Source organism: Streptantibioticus ferralitis (genome assembly GCF_029223525.1).
Classification (GTDB): Bacteria; Actinomycetota; Actinomycetes; order Streptomycetales; family Streptomycetaceae; genus Streptantibioticus_A; species Streptantibioticus_A ferralitis.
Genome location: NZ_JARHTQ010000009.1, coordinates 116,368 through 141,940, shown reverse-complemented (window position 1 = coordinate 141,940; position 25,573 = coordinate 116,368). Strand labels below are relative to the sequence as shown.

Sequence of the window (25,573 nt, the reverse complement as noted above, 5' to 3'; positions counted from 1 at the left end):
CGAGCCGTGAAACCGTGGTGACGAGGCGGGTGCGCGCTGCCCCCGCCGGTACGCCCTGTCCTCCGCACGGCGTAGCGCGCTCCGCCGATCGAGCACGTAGGCTCGCGCATACGTAATAGGTAGTCGTACGGATGGCAGGAGCGAACCCGTGATCCCCGGTGGTCAGCCGAACATGCAGCAGCTGCTCAAGCAGGCGCAGAAGATGCAGCAGGATCTCGCCGAGGCGCAGGCCGAACTGGCCGAGGCCGAGGTGGAGGGCACCGCTGGTGGAGGCCTGGTGAAGGCCACGGTCAGCGGCGCGGGCGAACTGCGCGGCCTGGCCATCGACCCCAAGGCGGTGGACCCGGAGGACACCGAGACCCTCGCCGATCTGATCCTGGCGGCCGTCCGCGACGCCAACGGCGCCGCACAGCAGCTCCAGCAGGAGAGGCTCGGCCCGCTCGCCCAGGGCCTGGGTGGCGGCGGCCTGCCGGGCATGCCGTTCTGACCTCAGGGCCACACAACCGCACCCCGTAGAGAGAAGGCGTTCCGTGTACGAAGGCGTGGTCCAGGACCTCATCGACGAACTGGGCAGGCTGCCCGGCGTCGGTCCCAAGAGCGCGCAGCGGATCGCCTTCCACATCCTCCAGGCGGATCCGACGGACGTCCGGCGCCTGGCCCACGCCCTCACCGAGGTCAAGGAGAAGGTGCGGTTCTGCGCGGTCTGCGGCAACGTCGCGCAGAGCGAGCAGTGCCGGGTCTGCCAGGATCCGCGCCGCGACCTGGCGGTGATCTGTGTGGTCGAGGAGCCGAAGGACGTCGTCGCGATCGAACGGACCCGGGAGTTCCGGGGCCGGTACCACGTACTCGGCGGCGCGATCAGCCCGATCGAAGGCGTCGGACCCGATGACCTGCGGATACGGGAGCTGCTGGCCCGGCTCGCCGATGGCACGGTGACCGAGCTGATCCTGGCCACCGATCCGAACCTCGAGGGGGAGGCCACCGCCACCTACCTCGCGCGCATGGTGAAGCCGATGGGCCTGAAGGTGACCCGGCTGGCCAGCGGTCTGCCGGTGGGCGGCGACCTGGAGTACGCGGACGAGGTCACGCTGGGTCGGGCCTTCGAGGGGAGGCGGCTCCTCGATGTGTGATGTCATGCCAGGGAGCGTCCAGCGGCTGTCAGGCCCCCCGGGGTCGAACAGTGCGGGGGGCGCGGAACATACTGCTGCCGACGAGGTCACGTTGGGGCGTGCCTTCGAAGGGAGACGACTGTTCGATGTCTGACACCGCAGTACGCAAGGGCAGCAACGGCCCGCGCCGGGACCCGAGCCAGTTGAGCGCGCGCGACCCGAAGAAGTCGGGAGATCCCGACGACTTCGCGGTCCAGATCGCCGACCAGATCGAAAGTTTCATCGTCGCGGTCCGCGAGGTCGCCAAGGGCGATGAACCGGACAGTGCCGTACCGTTCCTGCTCCTTGAGGTCTCCCAGCTGATGCTCGCCGGAGGCAGGCTCGGCGCCCATGAGGACATCGTTCCGGACGAGCGCTACGAACCGGACGTCGGACCGGAGCCGGACGCCGACGAGCTGCGTGAGCGGCTGGCCGCCCTGCTGGAGCCGGTGGACGTCTACTCCGAGGTCTTCGATCCGTATGTGCCGCGCAGCATGCCGGTCGCCTGCCGGATCTCGGACGACCTCGCGGACGTGGTCACCGACCTCAGCCACGGTCTGGCGCACTACCGGGAGGGCCGGGTCAGCGAGGCGCTGTGGTGGTGGCAGTTCTCGTACCTGTCCAACTGGGGACCCACCGCCAGCGCCTCACTGCGCGCCCTGCAGTCCCTGGTCGCCCATGTCCGGCTGGACTCGCCGCTGGACGAGCTGGACGGTCTGGACACCGATGACGCGGTCGGTGAGGACCAGCTGGCCGAGGAGGCGGGCAAGGTGATGGCGGCGGAGATCGGCGGCCCGCTCGGACCGCGGAAACGCTGATCCGGGTGCTGGCGGGTTGTGCTCACCCGTTCCGCCCTGCGGAACGAATGCCCACAACCTGTTTGTGACGTAACCCACGTCTTTGTGTGCCGCGTCGTGTAACGGGCAGGCTTCGCCGCGCAAGCGGCTGAGCGGCCGGGGGCAAGCGCATGATCATGGTGTGAGCCGTACGTCTCACACTGTGATACACACGCGGTGTATTCCGCCCGCTCGTTAGACTGAGCCGAACGCATATCCCCCCATGGGGGTCTGGGGGTAGCCCCCCAGAAGACACAGTTGCGAGGAGCGCACGTGGGCCTTGTCGTGCAGAAGTACGGCGGCTCCTCCGTTGCGGATGCCGAGGGCATCAAGCGCGTCGCCAAGCGAATCGTCGATGCCAAGAAGAGCGGCCACCAGGTGGTCGTCGTGGTCTCGGCGATGGGTGACACGACGGACGAGCTGATCGATCTGGCGCAGCAGGTATCTCCGATCCCTGCCGGGCGTGAGTTCGACATGCTGCTGACCGCCGGAGAGCGGATCTCCATGGCACTGCTGGCGATGGCGATCAAAAACCTCGGTCACGAGGCGCAGTCGTTCACCGGCAGCCAGGCAGGAGTCATCACCGACTCCGTCCACAACAAAGCGCGGATCATCGACGTCACGCCGGGCCGGATCCAGACCGCCATCGACGAGGGCAACATCGCCATCGTGGCCGGTTTCCAGGGTGTGTCCCAGGACAAGAAGGACATCACCACCCTGGGTCGCGGCGGCTCCGACACCACCGCGGTGGCCCTCGCCGCCGCGCTGAACGCCGAGGTGTGCGAGATCTACACCGATGTCGACGGTGTCTTCACCGCCGACCCGCGGGTCGTGAAGAAGGCCCGCAAGATCGACTGGATCTCGTTCGAGGACATGCTGGAGCTGGCCAGCTCCGGTTCAAAGGTGCTGCTGCACCGCTGCGTTGAGTACGCACGCCGATACAACATCCCGATCCACGTCCGCTCGTCCTTCTCCGGACTGAAGGGGACCTGGGTCAGTAGCGAGCCGCAAGGGGACCAGCCGATGGAGCAGGCGATCATCTCGGGGGTTGCCCACGACACGTCCGAGGCCAAGGTCACGGTCGTCGGGGTGCCGGACAAGCCGGGCGAGGCCGCGACGATCTTCCGTGCCATCGCGGACGCCCAGATCAACATCGACATGGTCGTGCAGAACGTCTCGGCCGCGTCCACCGGTCTGACCGACATCTCCTTCACCCTGCCGAAGACCGACGGCCGCAAGGCCCTTGAGGCACTGGAGAAGACCAAGGGCGCCGTCGGCTACGAGTCGCTGCGCTACGACGACCAGATCGCCAAGATCTCGCTGGTCGGCGCGGGCATGAAGACCAACCCGGGCGTCACCGCGAGCTTCTTCGAGGCGCTGTCCAACGCCGGGGTCAACATCGAGCTGATCTCCACCTCGGAGATCCGGATCTCGGTCGTCACCCGCGCCGACGACGTCAACGAGGCGGTGCGTGCCGTCCACACCGCGTTCGGTCTCGACAGCGAGAGCGACGAGGCCGTGGTGTACGGAGGTACCGGCCGATGACCAGCACCGACCGCAGCAGCAAGCCGACCCTGGCCGTCGTCGGCGCCACCGGCGCCGTCGGCACCGTGATGCTGGGCATCCTGTCCTCCCGTGAGGACGTCTGGGGCGAGATCCGGCTGATCGCCTCACCGCGCTCGGCGGGCCGCAAGCTCGTCGTACGGGGTGAGGAGGTCGAGGTCATCGCGCTGAGCGAGGATGCCTTCGAGGGCGTCGACGTCGCGATGTTCGACGTCCCGGACGAGGTCTCCGCGCAGTGGGCGCCGATCGCCGCCGCCAAGGGCGCGGTCGCGGTGGACAACTCGGGTGCGTTCCGGATGGATCCGGACGTTCCGCTGGTCGTTCCGGAGGTGAACGCGCACGCCGCCCGCGTCCGGCCACGCGGCATCATCTCCAACCCCAACTGCACCACGCTGTCGATGATCGTGGCGTTGGGCGCGCTGCACGCCGAGTTCGGGCTGACCGAGCTGGTGGTCTCCTCGTACCAGGCGGCATCCGGCGCCGGGCAGCCGGGCATTGACACGCTGCGCGAGCAGATCGCCAAGGTCGGCGGGACGAACCTGGGCACCCAGCCCGGCGATGTCCGGCGCGCGGTGGGCGAGTTCGGGCCGTTCCCGGCGCCGCTCGCGCTCAACGTGGTGCCGTGGGCCGGGTCGTTGAAGGACGAGGGCTGGTCCTCCGAGGAGCTCAAGGTCCGCAACGAGTCGCGCAAGATCCTCAGCCTGCCCTCGCTGCGGGTGAACGCCACCTGCGTCCGGGTACCGGTGATCACCACGCACTCGCTCACCGTGCACGCGCGGTTCGAGAACGAGGTCTCGGTGGCCAGGGCACACGAGATCCTCGGCAGCGCGCCGGGCGTCGTGGTCTGCGACAACCCGGCGGAGGGCGAGTTCCCGACCCCCGCCGACGTGGTCGGCACCGACCCCACCTGGGTCGGCCGGGTGCGCCGTTCGCTCGACGACCCGTACTCGCTGGAGCTGTTCCTGTGCGGCGACAACCTGCGCAAGGGCGCGGCGTTGAACACCGCGCAGATCGCCGAACTGGTCGCTGCGGAGCTGACGTCCGCCGCCCCGGAAGCGGCGAAGTGACGCCGTTCGCTTCCCCGCGGAGATTTCGTGAAGGACCTGTGACGTAGTCGAAGGTCTGTACCGCTTGAAGCGAGTGCTCGCCGCGTTCGACAATTTCGCTCCCCGCCTTGCCGCAACCGGCAGTTGGCGGGGAGCGTCTTTGTGTCAGTGCCCTGCCATAGACGCGACTCGTCGGGGATCGGGAAAACCGGGACAGTGGGGATGAGTTGGTACGCATGGGGAACTCGTACAACCCTGGCAAGGGGTTGCGCGTCCAACAGTCGTGGCAGAGGCAGTCGGCATCGCACCCTGGGGGGCTGGGGGCGAAGCCCCAGGAAGAACAACCGCCCCAACCCCGCGTGGGAAGCGCCCTGGCATCCCACCGACCCGGGGAAACCCTTTGGGCCGCGCTGGCGCGGCGGCTTCCGCGCGCGCTGGATCCTTCGCGCCCGGCGGCCTGCCGGTGATCGCGCCATGGCCTGTCGCCAAGTTGCCCTCCGAGGCCGTGAGCGCTGACAGCACGATGGCTGCGGGTACCACGGTCGACCACCTCACCGAGACCTACCGGGCCCACTACCGGTCGCTCCTCGGCCTCGCCGCACTGCTCCTCGACGACACGGCGTCCTGCGAGGACGTCGTCCAGGAGGCCTTCATCCGGGTCCACTCGGCCCGCAACCGAGTCCGCGAGCCCGAGAAGACCCTCGCCTACCTGCGCCAGACCGTCGTCAACCTCTCCCGCTCCGCGCTCCGCCGCCGCATCCTCGGCCTCAAGCTGCTGTCCAAGCCGATGCCCGACATGGCGAGCGCGGAGGAGGGCGCGTACGAGCAGTTGGAACGCGACCAACTGATCCGCTCCATGCGGGGGTTGCAGCGCCGCCAGCGCGAGGTCCTCGTCCTGCGGTACTTCGCGGACATGACGGAGGCCCAGGTCGCCGAGACGCTCGGCATATCCATCGGCTCCGTCAAGGCGTACGGTTCCCGCGGCATCGCCGCGCTCCGGATCGCCATGGAGGCGCCGGCATGACCCAGCATCCTTCCGACCCCGACGTCCCCGACGGCGTGCCTGAACAGAACCACCGCGACGACTCACAGCCCGAGACGCCCGGCGGCTCCTTCGACGAGCTGGCGTTGCGCCGCCTGATGCGGGACGCGGTACGGGGCATCGAGCCCGAGGCGGACGCGCTGAACCGGCTGCGCCAGGCGGTCCCGGCCCGACGCACCCGTCGCCGCCAGGCCATGGTCGGTGCCGCCGCCGGAGTACTGCTGGTCGGCACCGCCGTGCCCGCCGTGCTGCACGCCGCCAACTCCGGCAGCACCGACACCGTCGGCGCGGCCAACGCCGGCAGCAGCCACAGCACCGGGAGCAGCCCGGGCGTCATCGGCGGCGGGTCCCAGGACAGCGGCGCCGGCGGCCCGGCCGGTGCGGCCACCACGGGTGGCGCGGACGCGGGCAACATGGCGCGGCCCAGCGCGGTGCCCACGGCCAGCCGCTCCGGCAACCCCGGCAAGACCCCGCCGTCCGGCAGCAACATGACCGTCTCCTCGCCGACCTGTGCCCGCGGCCAGCTCGGCAGGGGCACCGCCCAGACTGTCGCCCCCGACCAGGACGGCCGTGTCTACGGCTCGTTCCGGGTCGTCAACATCTCCAACGCCAGCTGTACGGTCTCCGGCGAAGGCCAGATCTCGGTGGCCGCGCAGGGCTCCACCGACCCCACCAAGATCCAGGTCGTGGACCACACCGCGGGCGACCCGGCCACCGGTCTGCCCGATCCGGCGACCGCCCCGGCCAGCGTCACGCTGCCGCCGGGCAAGGCCTACCAGGTCGACTTCGCCTGGATCCCCGCCGCGGGCGGCGGCACCACCGGATGCGCCGCGACGCCCACCGGGCCGACCACTGGCGGCGGCACGGGCGGATCCACCGGCTCCGGCGCCGCGGGGGCGAACGCCACCGATGCCGGGACCTCGGCCAACACCCCTGGCACCAGCAACAGCGGAACGTCGCCCGACTCCTCCTCGGGCGGCGGAACCCCCCCGCCGCCCCCCTCCGGCAACGGCATCACCCTCTCCCACACGCCCGACGCGGGCCCCCCGACCACCGCCTCGACCACCGTGAGCGGCGCCTGCGCGGGCACGGTCTACCGGACGTCCGCGCTGCCCGCCTCCTAGTCCCGCCAGGGCGCGCCGCGCCGGGGCCGGGTCCGGGTGGCCGAGGCGCTCCCCGTACCGTTGAGGCGTGTACCGGTTCCTGCTGACTCCCCGCTGGCTGGGCATCCACCTGTTCGCCGTGCTCGCCATCCCGTTCTGCGTCTTCATGGGCACCTGGCAGCTCGGCCGGTTCGACGCGCGGGTGGCGCAGCACCATGCCGCCGAGCGGGCGCCGAAGCCCGGAACCGCCCCGGCGGTCGCGCTGTCCCAGCTGCTGCCGGATGTGCGGGCACAGGTCAACCAGGCCACCGCGGGCCGTGAGGTCACCGCCACCGGGCGGTACGACAGCGGGCACCAGCTGCTGGTCCCGGGCCGGACCCTCGACGGCAAGCAGGGCTTCTACGTCCTCACCCCGCTGCGCACGGACGGCGGCGCGCTGGCCGTCGTCCGTGGATGGCTGCCCGGCAGCGCCTCCGCGCCCGGCACGATCCCGCCCGCCCCCGACGGCCAGATCACTGTGACCGGCACGCTCCAGGCGTCGGAGGGCGTCGGAGACGACGGCGTCAACGCCAGCGGCGGCCTGCCGACCGGCCAGCTCGGCATGATCAGCGCGGCCTCCCTGGTCAACGTGGTCCCGTACCCCGTCTACGACGGCTGGATCACGCTGGGCCAGAGCCCCGCGCCGATGAAGCCGGTGCCACCCGCCGCCGCGCCCAACACCGGTCTGGACATGCGGGCCTTCCAGAACCTGGGCTACACCGGCGAATGGTTCGTCTTCGCGGGCTTCGTGGTCTTCATCTGGATCCGCCTGGTCCGCCGCGAGGCCGAGGTCCAGCGCGACCTGGCCCTCGGCCTGATCCCCGACCCGGCCCACCCGGCGGAAGACCACACCGCGACAGCCTGAGCCGCGGACCCGCGTCCCCGTGCCCGGTCAGCCGCAGCGCGGAGTGGCGCCGCGCCGTGGCGCCACTCCGGGACGGCGTGAGCGGCGGATCCGCATCCCCCTGCCCACCCACCCGCAGCGCAGCGCGAAGCCGCACCGCGCCCCGGTCGTGCGCAACGGTCCGCCCAAGGCGGGGGCAACGGGTGGGCAGGCGGGTGAAAGCCCCCTAACCGCCGAGCGCGAGCGACTTCTCCGCGAACGCCAACTCCAGCCGCAACTGCTTGATCCGCTCCTCGACGACCAGCGACCCGTGCCCCGCGTCGTACCGGTACACCTCGTGGACCTTGCCCAGGGCGGCCAGCCGCTCGATGTAGTTGTCGATCTGCCGTATCGGGCAGCGCGGGTCGTTCATCCCGGCCGAGATGAAGACCGGGGCCCGCACGTGTTCCACGTAACTCAGCGGTGACGAGGCCGCGTACCGCTCCGGGACCTCCTGCGGCGACCCGCCGAACAACGTCCGGTCCAGCGCCTTGAGCGCCTCCATCTCGTCCTCGTAGCTGGCCAGGTAGTCCGCGACCGGCACCGCCGCCAGGCCCGCGGCCCACGCGTCCGGCTGCGTCCCCAAACCGAGCAGGGTGAGGTAGCCGCCCCACGAGCCGCCTCCCAGCACCAACTTGGCCGGATCGGCGAGCCCGGACTCCACCGCCCACTCCCGGACCGCCGCGATGTCCTCCAGCTCGATCAGCCCGACCCGGTGCTTGAGCGCATCCGTCCACTCGCGCCCGTAGCCCGTCGAGCCGCGGTAGTTGACCCGCACGACGGCGAAGCCGTGGTCGACCCACGCGGCCGGAGCCGACGCGAACGCGTCACTGTCGTGCCAGGCGGGACCGCCGTGGACGTCGAACAGCGTCGGGAACGGCCCGTCGCCCTGCGGCTGCTGTACCAGCGCGTGGATCCGCCCGCCGGGGCCCTCGACCCAGACGTCCCGGGCGGGCACCGACGGCGGCGCAGTGAAGCCGGGAGCCTCCAGCACGGTCGCGCCGGTGCTGGACCGTACGGCGGGCGGCAGCGCGGCCGATGACCACAGGAACTCCACCGTGCCATCGGGTCGCGCCGTCGCTCCGCTGATCGTCCCGGGATCCGTCGGGATGCGGGCCAACGCGCCGTCGGCGAACTCGTACCGCCACAACTCGCTGCGCCCCTGATAGGTGTGCTCGACGAGCAGGGCGGAGCCGTCCGGGAACCACTCGGCGGCCACATCGCCCGGCAGATCGACGGCGAGCTCGGTCTGCCGGCCGGTTGCGACGTCCCAGATCATCGGCTCCCATCGGCTGCGCCGCTGGTGGGCGACGAGCAGTCGCGTATCACCCGCAACAGGAGCAAACCCGAGGCACTCCAGTCCCAGCTCATGCCGGCCGTCCGCCGTGTCGTCCAGTTCCGCGACCGTCCTGCCGTCCAGGGTCATGACACGCAGCGACGCGTGCATGGCGTCGCCGTGCTCGGTGTGCTCGACGACGAGCAGGGTGCCGTCCTCGCTGAGGTCGCCGACGCCCGCCGACTCCTTGTGCCGGTAGATCCGCTCGGGCTCCTGGCCGGGCCGGACGACATGGATCGAGGTGCCCTCGTCGTCCAGCGAGCGGCCGACCACCGCCGTTCCGTCCCGCCCCAGGGCGAGGCCCGCCGGGTACGAGGGTGCCAGCCCGGGCACCGCGGGCTCGTCGTCACCACCGGCGAACGGTTGTCGCATCCAGACCCCGAACTCGTCCCCGTCGGTGTCCGAGAACCACCAGATCCACCCGCCGTCCGGGCTCAGCGTCCCGTCCGTGGTGCCGTTCGGCCGGTCGGTGACCTGGCGCCGGGTGCCGGTCTCCCGGTCCCAGGCGTACAGCTCGTACGTACCCGTGACGTTCGACACGTACAGCGAACGGTGTGGCGCGTCCTGCGCCCATTCCGGCAGCCCCACCCGCGGTGCCCGGAATCGCTTCTCCCAATCCGGCATGCCAGCCAAGACATCACTCATGCCTCCATTCAAACGTGGTCCGGCGGGAACCGGACCGGCGGTATCCCGCCGCGACATGGGGGCCGTCCAGCGGATCGTGAAGTGCCGCCGAGAGGACCGCACTTGACGCAAATTCAAGTGCTTTCCTGAGAAGGAAGGCCTCGTCGCGGTGCGCAAGACCATCGCCGGAAGCATGCCGCAGACGTGGCTGTCGTTGACCTTGCAAGGCCGCAAGGCCTTCGTCGGCGACGTGGCGGCGCTGCGGAAGATGGCCGACGACGTGGTCTGGCCCGCGGAAGCCCCTGCGAACGACCCGTCCAACGCGGGCGATTGAGGAACGGCCTGAGGAGCGCCCGTCTTCTCCCGCGCCCTGACAGGGCCGTGTGGCTCTATGGGATCACCTCTCGGGCGGGCGTGACCTCAGGGAAGCGCACGAGTAACCCCGATGAGCGGACCCCGGATGAGCCGCGGCACAACTTCGTATCGCCGCTCCCGGACAGCGGGGTGCCGCTCGAAGAGACCCCGGCTGCTCGTTCACCCCGGTACGGCGGAGGTCTACCGGAAGCAGATCGCCCCAGTGGCGATGGACGGCATATTCAAGATCGCCCCGAAGCCGTAGTCACGCAGATAGTCACGCAACACGAATCAGGGCCACATACCGAAATCGGTAGGTGACCCTGATCAGGTGTTTCACCAGTCGGGGTGGCGGGATTTGAACCCACGGCCTCTTCGTCCCGAACGAAGCGCGCTGCCAAGCTGCGCTACACCCCGGTGCAACGGGCTCTACTCTAGCGGACTCGTGACCGGAGGCGAAATCCGGTTTCGGTGCGGGTGGACGGTCCTCAGCTGCGCGGTGTCAGCGTGAGCAGGGTGGCTTCTGGCGGGCAGGCGAAGCGTACCGGCGTGTACCGGTTTGTGCCGCAACCTGCGGATACGTGCATGTATGCGGTGCGGCCGCCCGCGCGATGCGTGGACAGGCCCTTCACCCGGCCGGTGTCCAGGTCGCAGTTGGTGACCAGTGCCCCGTAGAAGGGCACGCACAGCTGGCCGCCGTGGGTGTGGCCGGCCAGGATCAGGGGGTAGCCATCGGCCGCGAAGGCGTCGAGGACGCGCAGGTACGGGGCGTGGACCACGGCGAGCGAGAGGTCGGCGTCGGACGACGGGCCGCCCGCCACCATGCCGTAGCGGTCGCGCTTGATGTGCGGGTCGTCCAGGCCGGTGAGCGCGATCTCCGTACCGTCGTCGAGCTTGAGGCGGCCGCGGGCGTTGTTGAGCCCGATCCAGCCCGCCGCGTCGAAGCTGTCGCGCAGGTCCTGCCACGGGTTGTGGATCGCGCCGCGCGCCGGTGGGTTGCCGTTGAGGCCGTGCTTGCCGCGCACCTTCTCCACCAGGTAGCGGGCCGGGTTGCGGAGCTTCGGCCCGTAGTAGTCGTTCGAGCCGAAGACATACGCGCCCGGCAACTCCATCAGCGGGCCGAGCGCGTCCAGCGTCTCCGGGACCGCTTCGGGGTCCGAGAGATTGTCGCCGGTGTTGATCACGAAGTCGGGCCGCAGCCCGGCCAGCGACTGCAACCAGCGGCGCTTCTTGTTCTGCCCGCCCACCATGTGGATGTCGGAGACCTGCAGCACACGCAACGGCCGCATGCCCGGCGGCAGGACGGGGACCTCGACCCGTCGCAGCCGGAAGGAGCGGACCTCGAAGCCCGCGGCGTACGCCACCGAGGCCGCGCCGACTGCCGTAATTCCCAACGGGATCCCATAACGAGCGCGCATGCGCCCATCGTGGCAGACGCCTTTCCGCCGCAGGAAATCTTTCGGCACTCAGGCCCGGCCCCGTGGCAGACTCCGGGGTATGACCACGCTCAAGTCCCGGTTGCACGACGATCTCACCGCGGCCATCAAGGCGCGCGACGAACTGCGCGCGTCGACGCTCCGTCTCACCCTCGCCGCCATCCAGAAGGAGGAGGTCGCGGGCACCCAGGCCCGCGAGCTGTCCGATGGCGAGGTGGAGAAGGTGATCGCGCGCGAGGCGAAGAAGCGTCGCGAGGCCGCGGAGGCCTTCGCCAAGGGCGGTCGTGCGGAATCCGCCGAGCGCGAGCGCGCGGAGGGCGAGGTACTCGCCGAGTACCTGCCCAAGCCGCTCAGCGATGAGGAGTTGTCCGCGCTGGTCGCCGAGGCCGTGGCCGAGGCCGCCGCGCAGGGCAGCGAGGGCCCCCGTGCGATGGGCGCGATCATGAAGCTGGCGAACCAGAAGGTCGCCGGGCGCGCCGAAGGTGGCCGGGTCGCCGCCGAGGTCAAGCGGCACCTGGGCAGCTGACCTGGGCTGATCTTGGCCCGTGCGGGAAGTCGGTAGACGATCCGCCCGTACGGGAGGTCCGTATGCGCGACGTGGGGGCGCCCCCGGATTCCGGTCCGGGGGCGCCCCCACGTCGCGTTAGAACGCCTGTTTCACGTGAAACACGTCACAGGCGCGGCCCTACGGTCCGTTGCCGCCGTTCTGGCCGCCGTCCAGCAGGCCCGGCGGCAGGCTGATCGTCGGCCAGGGCAGCGGGTTGCCGCCGTGACCGTGGTCCTTGCCCTTCCCCTGGTCACCGGGGTTCGGGCTGGGGTTCTGGTTCCCGTTCGGCGGATTGCTGCCCGCGAGCGGCACCGTGGGCAGAGTCCCGGCCGGTGTGCCCACCAGGGCTCCGCTCATGGCGTCCTTCCAGATCGGGCCCGGGGTGTCGGCGCCGAACACCTTGTCGTGGTAGACGCCACCGATGGTGATGTTGGTCATCGACAGGTTCTTGGCGGGGCTGCCGACCCAGACCGCACCGGCCATGTTCGAGGTGTAGCCGACGAACCAGGCCGCGTAACGGCTGTCCGTCGTACCGGTCTTGCCCGCGCTGTCCCGGTCGGACAGCCCCGCCTGCCGGCCCGTACCGTCCTCGACCACTCCCTTGAGGAGGGTGTTGAGCGTCGAGGCGGTGTTCTCGGACATGGCCTGGGCGCAGGAGGTCTGCGGTACGGCCACCGGCTTGCCGTTCGCGTCCGTGATCGACTCGATCGCGGTCGGTGAGCAGTAGACGCCGTGGTTGGCGAAGGCGGCGTACGCCGCTGCCATGGTCAGCGGGCTGACCTCCTGGGTGCCCAGTGTGATCGAGGGCACCTGGTCGATCTGGTGGCCGTCCGCCCGGTGCACGCCCATCTTCTGGGCCATCTGCGTCACCGGGCAGACCCCGATGTTGCTGATGAGCTGCACGTAGTAGGTGTTGACCGACAGGGCCGTGGCCTTCTGCATGTTCATCGGCCCGACTTCCGACTTGTCCTCGTTGGACAGCGTCGAGCCATCGGTGTTGACCCAGGGCTTGCCGCAGGTGTTCACCGGACTCGGGTACGGCATCGAGTACGGCGACGGGTAGACGGTGTTGGGGTCGGTGCCGCCGTCGATCGCGGCCGCGGCCGTGATGGGCTTGAACGTCGACCCGGACTGGAAGCCCCTGCCGCCGCCCATCGAGTGGTCGACGTTGTAGTTGATCTGCGTCTGGTTCTGCCCGAAGCCGTATGGCCGCGACTGACCCATCGCCACGATCTTGCCGGTGCCGGGCTGTACCAGGGTCACCGCGGTGGCCACCGAGTCGGTCTCGTAGACATGCTTTTGGATGGACGCCTCGACGGATTGCTGCGCCTGCGGATCCAGCGTGGTCTTGATCGTCATGCCGCCGGTGGTCCAGAGCTTGGCGCGGTCCTCCCGCGTCTTGCCGAAGACCGGGTTGTTCAGGAATGTTTCGCGCACGTAGTCACAGAAGAAGCCCGCACCGTTGACCGCGGTGATGCAGCCGTTCCTGGGCGTGCTGGGCTTCAGACCGAGCGGCTTGGCCTGTGCCTCGGTGGCCTGCGCCCGGGTGATGTCACCGAGCTCGGCCATGCGCTTGAGCACCGTATTGCGGCGCGTCACGGCTTCCTGCGGGTCGTTGATCGGGTCGTAACGGGTCGGTGACTGAACGATTCCAGCCAACAACGCCGCTTGGTCAAGGGTGAGGTTCTTCGCATCCGTGCTGAAGTACCGCTGGGCAGCCGCTTGAATCCCGTACGCCTGTTCGCCGAAGAACGTGATGTTGAGGTAGTTCTCCAGGATCTGCTGCTTGCCCAGTTCCTTCTCGACCTGGATCGCGTACTTCAATTCCTTGATCTTGCGGCCGACGGTCTGCTGGGTGGCCTGGGCGACCTTGTCGGGGTCGTCGCCCGCTTCCTCGATGAAGACGTTCTTCACGTACTGCTGGGTGAGGGTGGAGGCGCCCTGGGAGACGCCGCCCGATGCGGCGTTGCTGTTCAGCGCCCGCAGAATGCCCTTCGCGTCGATCGCGCCGTGCTGCCAGTAGCGCGCGTCCTCGATCGCGACGATCGCCTTCTGCATGGTGGGGCTGATGTCGCTGAGCGGGACCGAGGTGCGGTCGCGCGAATAGACGGTGGCGATCAGGCCGCCCTTGGCGTCCAGGATCTTCGTCGCCTGACTCAGCGGCGGGCGCTTGAGCTCACCCGGGAGCGCGTTGAAGTCCGCGGCCGTGCCTTTGGCGGACAGCCCGAGGGCGCCGGTGGCGGGCAGCGCGATGCCTGCCAGTACCACTCCGGACAGCACACTGACACCGAGGAACTTCGCGGCTTGCCGGGTCGTCTCCAGACCCCCGCCTGAGCGCTTGTAGGCCATGGGGAGCAGCCTACGTGTCGATTCTGAGGACGTACGCCCACCTGTTCGCCTAACCTGTGGAAGACACATGCGTCATCGAGCTCCACGTTTGCCTCTCATCGTCACTCTTGTGGGTGATGAGAACTGTCCCGATTCCGGCATATGCCAGGGGTCTTGAGCGATATCCCCGGCAAACTGACCGTTATGCCCAGAGTTGTCACCTTAGAAGCGGCTCTGAAACAGGCTCACTCCGTTGGGTGATCTGCCGCGCACGCATAGTCCATTCGGGCCATTCAAGATTGGGCCTGAAAGGGCTGTTGTGCCGTGTCCGCCTTCCGTAACGTCCTCAACTGGCGACGGTGAATATGCCGCAGCCGCCGTGGGGGAGCCCCGATTCGGGAGAGGACGGCGCCAGCATGAGCTGGGTTACCGACTGGAGTGCGCAGGCAGCGTGCCGCACCACAGATCCGGACGAACTATTCGTCCAGGGGGCGGCGCAGAACAGGGCCAAGGCGGTGTGCACCGGATGTCCGGTGCGTACCGAATGCCTGGCGGATGCGCTCGACAACCGCGTTGAGTTCGGCGTGTGGGGCGGGATGACCGAGCGCGAGCGCAGGGCACTGCTGCGCCGCCGCCCGACGGTCACCTCCTGGCGCAGACTCCTGGAGACCGCACGCCATGAGTACGAGCGCAGCATGGGCCTGCTGACGGCCGAGGTCGAAGAGGACTACGCGGCGGTCGGCTGACCGTTCGCCAGCCGCTCTCCCACGGCACGCAGACCCTCCAGGTCGTGTACGTCACCGGGCAGTGCGGCCACTTCGGCGACGGGCACGTCGGGATGCACCGAAGCGAAACGGTCGCGGGTACGGCCCTCACGGACGACCACCTGCATCCGCTCGGCGTGCAGCCGCAGCAGGCTCGCCGCCAGGCTCTCCGCGGGCAGCTCGCCGGGGTCACTGAGGGCCTTGGCCTCAGCCTTCCCGGTGTCGCGATCCACAATGCGGCCGCCCGGAAGATTTTCCACGGCCGGACAGTCCGCCGCCTCGTCCACCGGATCGTCAACTTCCGCGTTCATGAGGGAGTTTGACGCCGGATCCACGGCGTCCGGCCACTCCGCCGCCAAATCCTCCAACGCCTCGGCGGCCGCGAGCGCCCGTTCCGCCGTCAACCGCGCGGCGCCGCTGGTGTGCACCCGGTTGAGCACCAGCCCGGCCAGCGGCATGTCCTCCGCCGCCAGCCGCTCCACGAAGTACGAGGCCTCGCGCAGCGCGTCCCGCTCCGGCGCCGCCACCACGAGGAACGCCGTACCGGGAGCCTGCAGCAGCCGGTACGTGGCGTCCGCGCGCTTGCGGAACCCGCCGAACATCGTGTCCATCGCCGCCACGAACGTCTGCACGTCCCGCAGCAGATGCGCCCCGACTACCTTGTTCAGCGCGCCGGTCATCATCGACAGACCGACGTTGAGGAACATCATTCCGGCGCGCCCGCCCGCCTTCGCCGGAGCCATCAGCAACTTGATGAACTTGCCGTCCAGGAACGAGCCAAGACGTTTGGGGGCGTCCAGGAAGTCCAGGGCGGAGCGGCTGGGCGGGGTGTCCACGATGATCAGGTCCCACTCGTCGCGCGCCCGCAGCTGGCCCAGCTTCTCCATGGCCATGTATTCCTGCGTGCCCGCGAACCCCGCCGAAAGCGACTGGTAGAAAGGGTTCTCCAAGATCGCCTGCGCCCGCTCGGGATCGGCGTGCTGGACGACGATCTCGTCGAACGTCCGCTTCATGTCCAGCATCATCGCGTGCAGTTGACCGCCCGCGGACTCGTCGATGCCCTCGACCCGGCGCGGTGTGTTGTCCAGCTCGGTGAGCCCCATCGACTGCGCGAGCCGCCGCGCGGGGTCGATGGTCAGCACCACGGCCGTACGGCCACGCTCGGCCGCGCGCAGCCCCAGGGCCGCGGCCGTCGTCGTCTTGCCCACCCCGCCCGAGCCGCAGCACACGATGATCCGCGTCCCACGGTCGTCGAGCAGCGGATCGATGTCGAGCAACGGGGTCTGCCAGCTCATCGCCCGCCCTCCCTCTGCACGCCCGCGATGCCTTGTTCCCTCAGCGAGTTGGCCAGTCGGTACAGACCGCCCACCTCGATGCCGTCGCCTTGCAGTTCGAGTTCGTACGTCGGCAGGTCGAGACCCTCGATCTCCGCGCGCTCGCGGCGCTCCAGTGCCACCCGCTCGGCGTGCTCGCGCGCCTGCTCCAGCAGCGGCTCCACCAGCCGTTCGGCATGGCCGCCGCGGCGGGCGCCGCCGAGGCCCGCCTGGGACAGCGCCTTGGCGACCGCCGTACGGTGGCCGCGCTCCGCCGTTCCGGTGGCGATCCGTACCGCCGCTTCGTCCAGCACCGCCGGACGCAGCATGTTGACCACGACCGCGCCCACCGGCAGCCCGGCGGCGCGCAGTTCCGCGACACCGTCCACCGTCTCCTGGACCGGCATCTCCTCCAGCAGCGTCACCAGGTGCACCGCTGTCTCGGCCGACTTGAGGACCCGCATGACGGCCTGTGCCTGATTGTGTATCGGCCCGAACCGGGCCAGGCCCGCGACCTCGTCGTTCACGTTGAGGAAGCGGGTGATACGCCCCGTCGGCGGGGCGTCCATCACCACGGCGTCGTACGCGCGCCCGCCGGACGCTCCCTTGCGGCGGACCGCCTCGCACGCCTTGCCGGTGAGCAGGACGTCGCGCAGGCCGGGCGCGATGGTGGTCGCGAAGTCGATCGCGCCGAGCTTCTTCAGGGCGCGACCGGCCCGGCCCAGCTTGTAGAACATGTCGAGGTAGTCGAGCAGCGCCAGCTCGGGGTCGATCGCCAGGGCGTGGACGTCGCCACCGCCCGGCGCCACGGCGATCTTGCGCTCCTCGTACGGCAGCGCCTCGGACTCGAAGAGCTGGGCGATGCCGCCCCGGCCCTCGACCTCGACGAGCAGGGTGCGCTTCCCCTCGTCGGCCAGGGCGAGCGCGAGGGCGGCGGCGACCGTGGTCTTCCCGGTCCCGCCCTTGCCCGTCACGATGTGGAGCCGGGTCGGCGTCGGCGAGGCCGACACCGACGGCGCGGCTGAGTGTTGGGCGCTCACCCTTGTGAGCCTAATTCCTTTGCAACGGCCGCAGGGCGTCGGGTGGCGTCACTGGGTTGTTCGAGTGAGGACCGTCACGTCTGTTGTGAGCCGGGCTCGTGAAGCCTCTGGTTAGACCGTGCGGGCGGTCCTCGTGTCTGTGGTGGTGGCGGTCGCGTGGGCGCCGGACGGATGCCTTTCTCTGACCTGGCCCTTGATGCCTCGTCCTAGAGCGGCGGCGTTCGGCGTCTCCGTGGCTGCCACCACCTGATGCCGTGCTCGCTCGTTGATCTTCGTGGTGCGAGCCCGCTGCGCGGTGACCTCTCGTTACGCCCGAGCTGTCCGAGCTCCCGCTTCAGACCGAGGCCCGTGCGGTGCGCTGGTGCCGCGAACGGCTAGTGAGGTGGCGGACCGACCCTGCGGTCGAGTCCTGGAATTAGGTCGGCGCGTGGCCCGCATGCGCTCGTGACCAGCGCAAATGCCAATTGCTCAGGGGAGGAGCACACTTGATCTACTGCGGTATCGACTGGGCCGAACGGTCGCATGATGTCGCCCTGGTCGACGACTCTGGTCAGCTGCTGGCCAAGCGCCACATCACCGACGACACGGCCGGCTACCGGATCTTGCTGGGCCTGCTCGCCGAGTACGGCGACACCGAGGACAACCCGATCCCGGTGGCGATCGAAACCTCCCGCGGACTGCTGGTCGCTGTGCTGCGGACCGGCAAGCGGAAGGTCTTCGCGATCAACCCGATGGCCGCGGCCCGCTACCGCGATCGACACAGCGTCTCGCGTAAGAAGTCCGACCCCGGCGACGCCTTGGTGCTCGCCAACATCCTCCGCACCGACATGCACGCGCACCGGCCGCTGCCAGGCGACAGTGACCTGGCTCGTGCCATCGCGGTGTTGGCCCGTGCCCAGCAGGACGCGATCTGGAATCGCCAGCAGCTGTCCAATCAACTTCGGTCACTGCTGCGCGAGTACTACCCCGCTGCCCTGGATGCTTTCGCCACCTGGGCAAACGGCCTGTGCCGCCCCGAGGCCCGCGAACTTCTCAAAGCTGCCCCAACCCCGACAAGAGCCGCTCGACTGACGCGCACACAGATCGCGGCCGCACTCAAGCGCGCTGGCCGCAAGCGCGGTATCGAAGCCGAGGCTGAGCGGCTTCGTGAGGTCCTCCGCGCCGACTGGGCCCACCAACCTGCCCTGGTGGAGGACGCGCTCGGCAAGCAGATGCTCGCCCTCCTCGTCCAGCTTGACGCGGCCTGCACCGCCGCCGACGACCTCGCCGAGGCGGTGGAGGAGGCCTTCCCTCAGCATCCGGACGCTGACGTGCTGCTGAGCTTCCCCGGGCTCGGCATCCAGCTCGGCGCCCGGGTACTCGCCGAGATCGGGGACGACCGCAACCGCTTCGCCGACGCCCGCGGCCTCAAGGCATACGCCGGCTCCTCGCCCATCACCAGGGCGTCGGGGAAGAAGTCGAGCATCACCCGCCGGTGGGTGAAGAATGACCGCCTCAACCACGCTGGGTACCTGTGGGCCTTCTCCGCCCTACGGGCCTCGCCTGGAGCCATGGCCCATTACCGGCACCGCCGCGACGCGCACGGCGACTGGCACGCGTCCGCCCAGAGGCACCTGTTCAACCGCATGCTCGGCCAGCTCTACCACTGCCTCCAAAATGGCGAGCTGTTCGATGAAGAGACCGGCTTCCCCACCGACGTCGCCGCCGCAGCTTGACGTCTTGGCAAGGTGAGGTGTCTAACCAGTCGGTTCTGGATCTACGCACCGGGCCGGGTCGCGGCCGTCCCGGCACGCCCCCGCCGCCCGCGCGGGGCGTACGGCGGTCTGGCGGCGGTCTGGCGGCGGTCTGGCGGCGGTCTGGCGGCGGTCTGGCGGCGGTCCCGCCGCGCCGAGGCATTACAGTCGCAGCCATGACCAAGTGGGAATACGCGACTGTACCGCTGCTCGTACACGCCACGAAGCAGATCCTGGACACCTGGGGCGAGGACGGGTGGGAGCTCGTCCAGGTCGTGCCGGGGCCGAACAACCCCGAGCAGCTGGTGGCCTACCTCAAGAGGGAGAAGTCATGACTGCGGCGCGAAGCGCCTCGGATGAGGGTGCTGGCGGGCGACGGGCGGGCATGAGCGCCGTTGAGGAGAAGATCGCCTCGCTCGGTCTGAAACTCCCGGATGTCGTCCCTCCGCTGGCTGCCTACCAGCCCGCCGTGCAGTCCGGGAACTATGTCTTCACCGCGGGCCAGCTGCCCATGGTCGAGGGCACCCTGCCGCTCACCGGCAAGGTGGGTGCGGAGGTCACGGCCGAGGAGGCCAAGGATCTGGCCCGTACGTGTGCGCTCAACGCGCTGGCAGCCGTGAAGTCGGTCGTGGGTGACCTGGGACGCGTCAGGCGGGTCGTGAAGGTCGTCGGCTTCGTCGCCTCCGCGCCGGACTTCACCGGCCAGCCGGGCGTGCTCAACGGGGCCAGCGAACTGCTCGGCGAGGTGCTGGGCGACGCCGGTGTGCATGCGCGCAGCGCGGTGGGCGTGGCGGTGCTGCCGCTGGACGCTCCGGTAGAGGTGGAGATCCAGGTCGAGGTGGCCTAGTCGCCATTACCCCCTCCGGGCTCCGCGACCCGGAAAGCCGCGGCGCAGCGTGAAGCAGACGGGGTCGTGACGGGGTGTCCCCGCAGGGTGGCGATCGAACTTCCCAGAAGGATCCCTTCCGGGGGAGGGAGCCACCCGAGGAGTCACCCCACCGCGGCCCCGACCGCGCACCGGCCTCGCGCCCCGGCAGCCGTGCGGTCCCGGTGACGGGTGGGCGGGGCGGGCAAGCTCCCCAACCGCCGGCCCGAAGCGAACCGGGGAAGAAATAGCCGACATCCAGCGATAGCGTTACGGCATGACCACGACCAACGGACAGTGGTTCCCGTCGACCTGGCCGGACCGGATCCGTGCGCTCGCGGGCGGTGCGCTCACCCCCGTACCGCCGCGGCGGGCCGCGACCGTCCTGCTGCTGCGGGACTCCGCGGCCGGGCCGCAGGTCCACATGCTGCGCAGACGCGCCTCCATGGCCTTCGCCGGAGGCGCGTACGCATATCCGGGCGGCGGCGTGGACCCGCGCGACGAACGCCCCGTCGGCTGGGCGGGGCCGCCGCTGGAGGCCTGGGCCGAGCGGCTCGGGCTGCTGCCGGACAGCGATCCCGCGGGGGCGCGGCTGACCGCCCAGGCCATCCTCTGCGCGGCGGTCCGGGAGACGTTCGAGGAATCCGGCGTCCTGCTCGCCGGGCCGGACGCCGAGTCGGTCGTGGCGGACACCACGGGGGACGAGTGGGAGGCGGACCGCCAAGCGCTCGTCGGGCGTGAGTTCTCCTTCGCGGAGTTCCTCGCCCGCCGCGACCTCGTACTCCGTTCCGATCTGCTCGGCCCGTGGGCGCGGTGGATCACGCCGGAGTTCGAGGAACGGCGCTATGACACGTGGTTCTTCCTCGCCGCGCTGCCCGAGGGCCAGCGCACCCGCGATGTATCCGGCGAGGCGGACCGTACCGCCTGGTTGCTGCCGCGGGACGCGGCATCAGGCTACGACCGGGGCGAGTTGCTGATGATGCCGCCGACGATCGCCACGCTGCGGCCGCTCGCCCGCTATGAGTCCGTGGCCGTGGCCCACGCGGACTGCGGCGCGCGTGACCTGACGCCGGTACTCGCGCGCGCCGAACTCGTCGGCGACGAGATCGTGTTGAGCTGGCCGGGGCACGACGAGTTCACCAGGCGCATACCGAGGCAGGCGGTGCAGGACGCCACCGCAGACGACCCCCGAGGAGCCGAGTGATGACCGCCGCGATCCTGCCCGGCGCCCCCCAGCCCTCCGTCGGCGGGCCCGCGACCGCGCGCGCGGTGTGCGTACTGGCGCCGAACCCGTCGCCCATGACGCTGGACGGTACGAACACCTGGCTGGTCTCCGAGCCCGGCTCCGACCTCGCTGTGGCGATCGACCCGGGACCGCTCGACGAGGCGCATCTGCGCAACGTCCTCTCCGTCGCCGAGCAGCAGGGCAAGCGCATCGCGCTCACCCTGCTGACCCACGGCCACCCCGACCACGCGGCGGGCGCCGCTCGTTTCGCCGAGTTGACCCGTACCAACGTCCGCGCGCTGGACCCGGCGCTGCGGCTCGGCGACGAGGGGCTGGCGGCCGGTGATGTGATCACGGCGGGCGGGCTGGAGCTGCGGGTGGTGCCGACGCCGGGCCATACGGCGGACTCACTGTGCTTCCAAATACCCGCCGATCGCGCGGTGTTGACCGGCGACACCGTTCTCGGGCGCGGTACGACCGTGGTCGCCCACCCCGACGGTCGGCTCGGCGACTATCTGGATTCGCTGCGCCGCCTTCAGGCGCTGACCGCCGACGGCAGTGTGGAAACGATCCTGCCCGGACACGGCCCAGTGCTGTCCGACGCGCGCGGCGCCGTCGAGTACTACCTCGCGCACCGCGCCCACCGGCTCGCCCAGGTCGAGACCGCGGTCGAGCAGGGGCACACCGCGCCGTCGGAAGTCGTCGCGTACGTCTATGCGGACGTGGACCGCAGCCTGTGGCCCGCGGCGGAACTCTCCGTCCGGGCCCAACTCGACTACCTACGCGAACACGGCCTCATCTGACGCCCCCAGCAAGCTCCCCCCGCCGATGGCGCGGGACCCAGCCCGGGGGCGCGGGCACGCGGGGGCGCAGCCGGGGGTACGTGCGCCCGTAGCCGGGGGGAGGGGCGCCGCCAAGGTGCGGGCGCGCAGCCCGGGGGCCCGGGCGCGCAGCTCGGCAAAGCCGAACCCAGCTGTCGCGCGCCCGCACCCCGGGGTGCTGGGGCGCAGCCCCGCAATGCCCAAATCAGGGGTCGCGGGCGCGCAGCCCAGGGGCGCCAGGGCGCCAGCCCCGCGAAACGGGGACGCAGCCCAGGGAGCTCCACGAAGCCCCGACTCAGGGGGTGCCGGGGCGCAGCCCCGCGAGCTCAGCTCAGGGTGACGCGGGCGCGCAGCCGCGCGAAACCTGAACCCAGGGTCGCGGGCGCGCAGCCCAGGGGCGCCAGGGCGCCAGCCCCGCGAAACGGGGGCGCAGCCCCGCACAGCCCAACCCAGGGTGACGGGGGCGCGCAGCCCCAGGGGGTACCGGGGCGCAGCCGCGCGAACTCAGCTCAGGGTGACGCGGGGGCGCAGCCGCGCGAAACCTGAACCCAGGGTCGCGGGCGCGCAGCCCAAGGGGGCGCCGGGGCGCAGCCCCGCACAGCCCAACCCAGGGTGACGCGGGCGCGCAGCCCCAGGGGGTGCCGGGGCGCAGCCCCGCGAACTCAGTCCAGGGGACGCGGGGGCGCAGCCCCCGCGAGAAGTTTCCCCCAACGACCAAGCGTCAGCGCGACCGCTTGGCAAGCCGCTCGACGTCGAGCAGGATCACCGCGCGCGCCTCCAGACGCAGCCAGCCGCGGCCCGCGAAGTCGGCGAGCGCCTTGTTGACCGTCTCGCGTGAGGCGCCGACCAGTTGGGCCAGCTCCTCCTGCGTCAGGTCGTGCACGACGTGGATGCCCTCGTCGGACTGCACGCCGAAGCGGCGCGACAGGTCGAGCAGGGCCTTGGCCACCCGGCCGGGCACGTCGGAGAAGACCAGGTCCGACATGTTGTCGTTGGTGCGGCGCAGACGGCGGGCGACGGCGCGCAGCAGCGCGACCGAGACCTCGGGCCTGGCGTTGATCCACACCTGCAGGTCGCCGTGGCCGAGGCCGAGCAGCTTGACCTCGGTCAGCGCGGTCGCGGTGGCGGTGCGCGGGCCCGGGTCGAACAGGGACAGCTCGCCGATCATCTCGGCGGGGCCCAGCACCGCGAGCATGTTCTCCCGGCCGTCCGGCGAGGTGCGGTGCAGCTTCACCTTGCCCTCGGTGACCACGTAGAGCCGGTCGCCCGGGTCGCCTTCGTGGAAGAGGGAGTCACCGCGCGCGAGCGTGACCTCCGTCATGGAGGCGCGCAGCTCAGCGGCCTGCTCGTCGTCTAGCGCCGCGAACAGCGGAGCGCGCCGCAGAACGTCGTCCACGAGGTTTCTCCTTGTTGATTTCACCGACCGTGTCCAGTCCCCATAATGCCGGACGGTAAAACAGTGCTATCGATCACAAGTGTGACCTATAGTGCCGCGCCTGCGTCGCCCGGGGTCGGATTGTGCCGTGAATCGTGATGCACAAGGGCGGATGTCGGTGCTGAGGCTTAGGCTGGCCGGGTGCCTGATACGCCAAGTGCGCGCAAGAAGCAGCAGGGTGGAGGGTCCGTACGGGTGACTCGCGACCGGGATTCCGCTGTGAGCGAACAAGCTGCCAGTACGGCCCGGTCGACGCCGGATGCCGCGCCCGAAGCCCGGGCGGAGACGAAGCCGGGCGCCCAGCCGAAGACCGCGCCCGCCGCGAAGGCGACCGGTAGGGCCACGTCCCGGCGGACCGGCAAGGTCACCTCCAAGGCGGCCGCGGACGCCGCCGCCAAGATGGTCGCCAAGGCCACCGCCAAGAGCGCCTCACGAACGCCCGCCAAGGCCGCCGCCAAGAGCGCTCCCAAGCCCGCGACCAAGACCGCCGCCACGTCGGCGGCGAAGCCCGCCACCAAGTCCACGGCGAAGCCCGCGACCGAGTCCACCGCGAAGCGCGCGACCAAGACCACGGCCAAGGGCGCGGCGAATACCGCCACTTCGGCGGTCGCCGCCTCGAAATCCGCCGCTCCGGTCCGTAAGGCCGCGGCGAAGCCGGAATCGCAGACCGCGCTGGTGCGCCGCGCCCGTCGCATCAACCGCGAACTCGCCGAGGCGTACCCGTACGCCCACCCCGAGCTGGACTTCGAGAACCCCTTCCAACTGCTGATCGCCACGGTCCTGTCCGCCCAGACCACCGATCTGCGGGTCAACCAGACGACGCCCGCGCTCTTCGCCAAGTACCCGACCCCCGAGGCGATGGCGGACGCCGACCCCGAGGAACTGGAGCAGTTGCTGCGGCCGACCGGGTTCTTCCGGGCGAAGGCCAAGGCCTGCCTCGGTCTGTCGGCGGCGATCCGCGACCGCTTCGGCGGCCGGGTGCCGAACCGGCTGGAGGATCTGGTCACCCTGCCCGGTGTGGGGCGAAAGACGGCAAATGTGGTGCTGGGTAACGCTTTCGGGGTTCCCGGCATCACGGTCGACACCCACTTCGGCCGGCTGGCACGCCGTTTCGGGTGGACGACCTCGGAGGACCCGGTGAAGATCGAGCAGGAGGTCGGCTCGCTCTTCCCCAAGAGCGAGTGGACCATGCTCTCGCACCGGTTGATCTTCCACGGCCGTCGCGTCTGCCATGCGCGCAAGCCCGCCTGCGGCGCCTGCCCGATCGCCCCGCTGTGCCCCTCGTACGGGGAGGGCGAGACCGACCCGGCCAAGGCGGCGAAGCTGCTCAAGTACGAGTTGGGCGGCGGTCCCGGCCAGCGACTCAAGCCGCCGTCGGACTTTCCCGGCAAGCCCGCGCCCCCGCTGGGGGAGGGATGACGAGAGCGCCGGAGGTGTCGCTGAGCGAGCTGCCCGAGTGGCTGGCGAAGGTGGCGAAGGTGGCGCCGGGCGTACGGCCCGAGCAGCTGAGCCGCTTTCTGCCGCCCGCCTCGGGCGGCCGCCCGTCCGCCGTGCTGATCCTGTTCGGGGAGGGCGAGCGCGGCCCTGAGCTGCTGCTGATGGAGCGCGCCCGGCAGCTGCGCTCGCACGCCGGGCAGCCGTCGTTTCCCGGTGGCGCGGTCGATCCGGTGGACGGAGATCCGGACGGCGATGGTCCGCTGCGTGCCGCCCTGCGTGAGGCGCAGGAGGAGACCGGACTCGATCCGCGCGGCGTACAGATCTTCGGCGTCCTGCCGCGTCTGTACATTCCGGTGAGCGGCTTCGTGGTGACGCCGGTCCTCGGCTGGTGGCGGGACCCCAGCCCGGTGCGGCCGGTCGATCCGGCGGAGACCGCGCGGGTGTTCAGCGTGCCGATCGCCGATCTCGTGGACCCGGGGAACCGGCGGACGGTCACGCATCCGAGCGGCTTCCGCGGTCCCGCGTTCCTGGTGTCAGATGTCCTGGTCTGGGGGTTCACGGCCGGATTGATCGACCGCATCCTGCACTTCTCCGGGTGGGAACGACCATGGGACCGTGCCAGGGAAGTCCCGCTCAGCGCCCGCGCGTGAGACGG

Annotated in this window: 24 protein-coding genes, 1 tRNA gene and 1 pseudogene; 19 read left to right on the top strand and 7 right to left on the bottom strand. The window is 70.4% G+C overall.

Going from position 1 to position 25,573, the window contains the following annotated elements:
* Positions 1-148 precede the first annotated feature (148 nt).
* The 9 genes from P2L57_RS16525 to P2L57_RS16490 all read left to right on the top strand — a co-directional run bounded on the left by P2L57_RS16525 (position 149) and on the right by P2L57_RS16490 (position 7,642).
* Positions 149-487: a YbaB/EbfC family nucleoid-associated protein gene (locus P2L57_RS16525; RefSeq protein WP_275815050.1), complete on the top strand. Its 339-nt coding sequence runs from the start codon at positions 149-151 to the stop codon at positions 485-487.
* A 43-nt stretch (positions 488-530) separates the two neighbouring features.
* Positions 531-1,130, top strand: a complete 600-nt coding sequence (gene recR / locus P2L57_RS16520; RefSeq protein WP_275815047.1) for a recombination mediator RecR — start codon at positions 531-533, stop codon at positions 1,128-1,130.
* On the top strand, positions 1,123-1,263 hold the full coding sequence (locus P2L57_RS40740; protein WP_372515728.1) for a hypothetical protein: 141 nt from the start codon (positions 1,123-1,125) through the stop codon (positions 1,261-1,263). The genes recR and P2L57_RS40740 overlap by 8 nt, the downstream gene beginning before the upstream one ends.
* Positions 1,256-1,966 carry a DUF5063 domain-containing protein gene (locus tag P2L57_RS16515; protein WP_275815044.1) on the top strand — a complete coding sequence of 237 codons (711 nt, stop codon included), beginning with the start codon at positions 1,256-1,258 and terminating at the stop codon, positions 1,964-1,966. The genes P2L57_RS40740 and P2L57_RS16515 overlap by 8 nt, the downstream gene beginning before the upstream one ends.
* A gap of 291 nt (positions 1,967-2,257) precedes the next feature.
* Complete coding sequence (locus tag P2L57_RS16510) at positions 2,258-3,529, top strand: aspartate kinase (RefSeq protein ID WP_275815041.1); 1,272 nt, start codon at positions 2,258-2,260, stop codon at positions 3,527-3,529.
* Positions 3,526-4,614 (top strand): aspartate-semialdehyde dehydrogenase, encoded by a 1,089-nt coding sequence (locus P2L57_RS16505; protein ID WP_275815038.1) that lies wholly within the window; start codon positions 3,526-3,528, stop codon positions 4,612-4,614. The genes P2L57_RS16510 and P2L57_RS16505 overlap by 4 nt, the downstream gene beginning before the upstream one ends.
* 379 nt (positions 4,615-4,993) lie before the next feature.
* Positions 4,994-5,617, top strand: a complete 624-nt coding sequence (locus P2L57_RS16500) for a SigE family RNA polymerase sigma factor (protein WP_275815035.1) — start codon at positions 4,994-4,996, stop codon at positions 5,615-5,617.
* Positions 5,614-6,759, top strand: a complete 1,146-nt coding sequence (locus P2L57_RS16495) for a hypothetical protein (protein WP_275815033.1) — start codon at positions 5,614-5,616, stop codon at positions 6,757-6,759. The genes P2L57_RS16500 and P2L57_RS16495 overlap by 4 nt, the downstream gene beginning before the upstream one ends.
* A 67-nt stretch (positions 6,760-6,826) precedes the next feature.
* Positions 6,827-7,642, top strand: coding sequence for an SURF1 family protein (locus tag P2L57_RS16490; protein WP_275815030.1), 816 nt, complete (start codon positions 6,827-6,829; stop codon positions 7,640-7,642).
* 205 nt (positions 7,643-7,847) lie between these two features.
* Here P2L57_RS16490 and P2L57_RS16485 read toward each other — a convergent pair whose 3' ends face one another.
* Complete coding sequence (locus P2L57_RS16485) at positions 7,848-9,641, bottom strand: S9 family peptidase (RefSeq protein ID WP_275815027.1); 1,794 nt, start codon at positions 9,639-9,641, stop codon at positions 7,848-7,850.
* A gap of 139 nt (positions 9,642-9,780) precedes the next feature.
* Between P2L57_RS16485 and P2L57_RS16480 the strand changes: the two are divergent.
* Positions 9,781-9,954, top strand: a pseudogene (locus P2L57_RS16480) (transcriptional regulator); the annotation flags it as partial.
* A gap of 363 nt (positions 9,955-10,317) precedes the next feature.
* Here the strand turns inward: P2L57_RS16480 and P2L57_RS16475 are convergent.
* Positions 10,318-10,391, bottom strand: a tRNA-Pro gene (locus tag P2L57_RS16475).
* 71 nt (positions 10,392-10,462) lie between these two features.
* Positions 10,463-11,392, bottom strand: coding sequence for a metallophosphoesterase (locus P2L57_RS16470; protein ID WP_275815025.1), 930 nt, complete (start codon positions 11,390-11,392; stop codon positions 10,463-10,465).
* Between the two features lie 79 nt (positions 11,393-11,471).
* Between P2L57_RS16470 and P2L57_RS16465 the strand changes: the two genes are divergently transcribed.
* The gene (locus P2L57_RS16465) at positions 11,472-11,936 is read left to right on the top strand and encodes a GatB/YqeY domain-containing protein (RefSeq protein ID WP_275815021.1); all 465 of its coding nucleotides are present in this window, start codon (positions 11,472-11,474) and stop codon (positions 11,934-11,936) included.
* Between the two features lie 159 nt (positions 11,937-12,095).
* On the opposite strand, the gene P2L57_RS16460 is transcribed toward P2L57_RS16465, so the two are convergent.
* Entirely contained in the window at positions 12,096-14,306 is a 2,211-nt protein-coding gene (locus P2L57_RS16460; RefSeq protein WP_275815018.1) for a transglycosylase domain-containing protein, read from the bottom strand.
* 395 nt (positions 14,307-14,701) lie between these two features.
* On the opposite strand from P2L57_RS16460, the gene P2L57_RS16455 reads away from it, so the two are divergent.
* On the top strand, positions 14,702-15,031 hold the full coding sequence (locus P2L57_RS16455; protein WP_275815015.1) for a WhiB family transcriptional regulator: 330 nt from the start codon (positions 14,702-14,704) through the stop codon (positions 15,029-15,031).
* Here the strand turns inward: P2L57_RS16455 and bagB are convergent.
* Positions 15,013-16,344 (bottom strand): ATPase BagB, encoded by a 1,332-nt coding sequence (gene bagB / locus P2L57_RS16450; RefSeq protein WP_275815012.1) that lies wholly within the window; start codon positions 16,342-16,344, stop codon positions 15,013-15,015. The genes P2L57_RS16455 and bagB overlap by 19 nt on opposite strands.
* Positions 16,341-17,402 (bottom strand): ATPase BagA, encoded by a 1,062-nt coding sequence (gene bagA, locus P2L57_RS16445; RefSeq protein ID WP_275815009.1) that lies wholly within the window; start codon positions 17,400-17,402, stop codon positions 16,341-16,343. The genes bagB and bagA overlap by 4 nt, the downstream gene beginning before the upstream one ends.
* A 485-nt stretch (positions 17,403-17,887) precedes the next feature.
* Here bagA and P2L57_RS16440 point away from each other — a divergent pair, with 485 nt between their 5' ends.
* The 5 genes from P2L57_RS16440 to P2L57_RS16420 all read left to right on the top strand — a co-directional run bounded on the left by P2L57_RS16440 (position 17,888) and on the right by P2L57_RS16420 (position 22,028).
* A complete protein-coding gene (locus P2L57_RS16440) occupies positions 17,888-19,117 on the top strand; it encodes an IS110 family RNA-guided transposase (protein WP_275815006.1) in 1,230 nt (409 codons plus the stop codon).
* A gap of 194 nt (positions 19,118-19,311) precedes the next feature.
* Entirely contained in the window at positions 19,312-19,470 is a 159-nt protein-coding gene (gene sp36, locus P2L57_RS16435) for a Sp36 family protein (protein WP_017947820.1), read from the top strand.
* Between the two features lie 50 nt (positions 19,471-19,520).
* Positions 19,521-19,982, top strand: coding sequence for a RidA family protein (locus P2L57_RS16430; protein WP_275815330.1), 462 nt, complete (start codon positions 19,521-19,523; stop codon positions 19,980-19,982).
* Between the two features lie 295 nt (positions 19,983-20,277).
* The gene (locus P2L57_RS16425; protein WP_275815000.1) at positions 20,278-21,204 is read left to right on the top strand and encodes an NUDIX hydrolase; all 927 of its coding nucleotides are present in this window, start codon (positions 20,278-20,280) and stop codon (positions 21,202-21,204) included.
* Positions 21,204-22,028 carry an MBL fold metallo-hydrolase gene (locus P2L57_RS16420; RefSeq protein ID WP_275814996.1) on the top strand — a complete coding sequence of 275 codons (825 nt, stop codon included), beginning with the start codon at positions 21,204-21,206 and terminating at the stop codon, positions 22,026-22,028. Before P2L57_RS16425 ends, P2L57_RS16420 begins: the two co-directional genes overlap by 1 nt.
* A 739-nt stretch (positions 22,029-22,767) precedes the next feature.
* Here the strand turns inward: P2L57_RS16420 and P2L57_RS16415 are convergent.
* Positions 22,768-23,442 carry a Crp/Fnr family transcriptional regulator gene (locus tag P2L57_RS16415; protein WP_255931744.1) on the bottom strand — a complete coding sequence of 225 codons (675 nt, stop codon included), beginning with the start codon at positions 23,440-23,442 and terminating at the stop codon, positions 22,768-22,770.
* 258 nt (positions 23,443-23,700) lie between these two features.
* Here P2L57_RS16415 and nth point away from each other — a divergent pair, with 258 nt between their 5' ends.
* Positions 23,701-24,900 carry an endonuclease III gene (nth, locus tag P2L57_RS16410; protein ID WP_308292478.1) on the top strand — a complete coding sequence of 400 codons (1,200 nt, stop codon included), beginning with the start codon at positions 23,701-23,703 and terminating at the stop codon, positions 24,898-24,900.
* A complete protein-coding gene (locus P2L57_RS16405; RefSeq protein WP_275814992.1) occupies positions 24,897-25,568 on the top strand; it encodes an NUDIX hydrolase in 672 nt (223 codons plus the stop codon). Before nth ends, P2L57_RS16405 begins: the two co-directional genes overlap by 4 nt.
* The last annotated feature ends 5 nt before the right edge of the window (positions 25,569-25,573 follow it).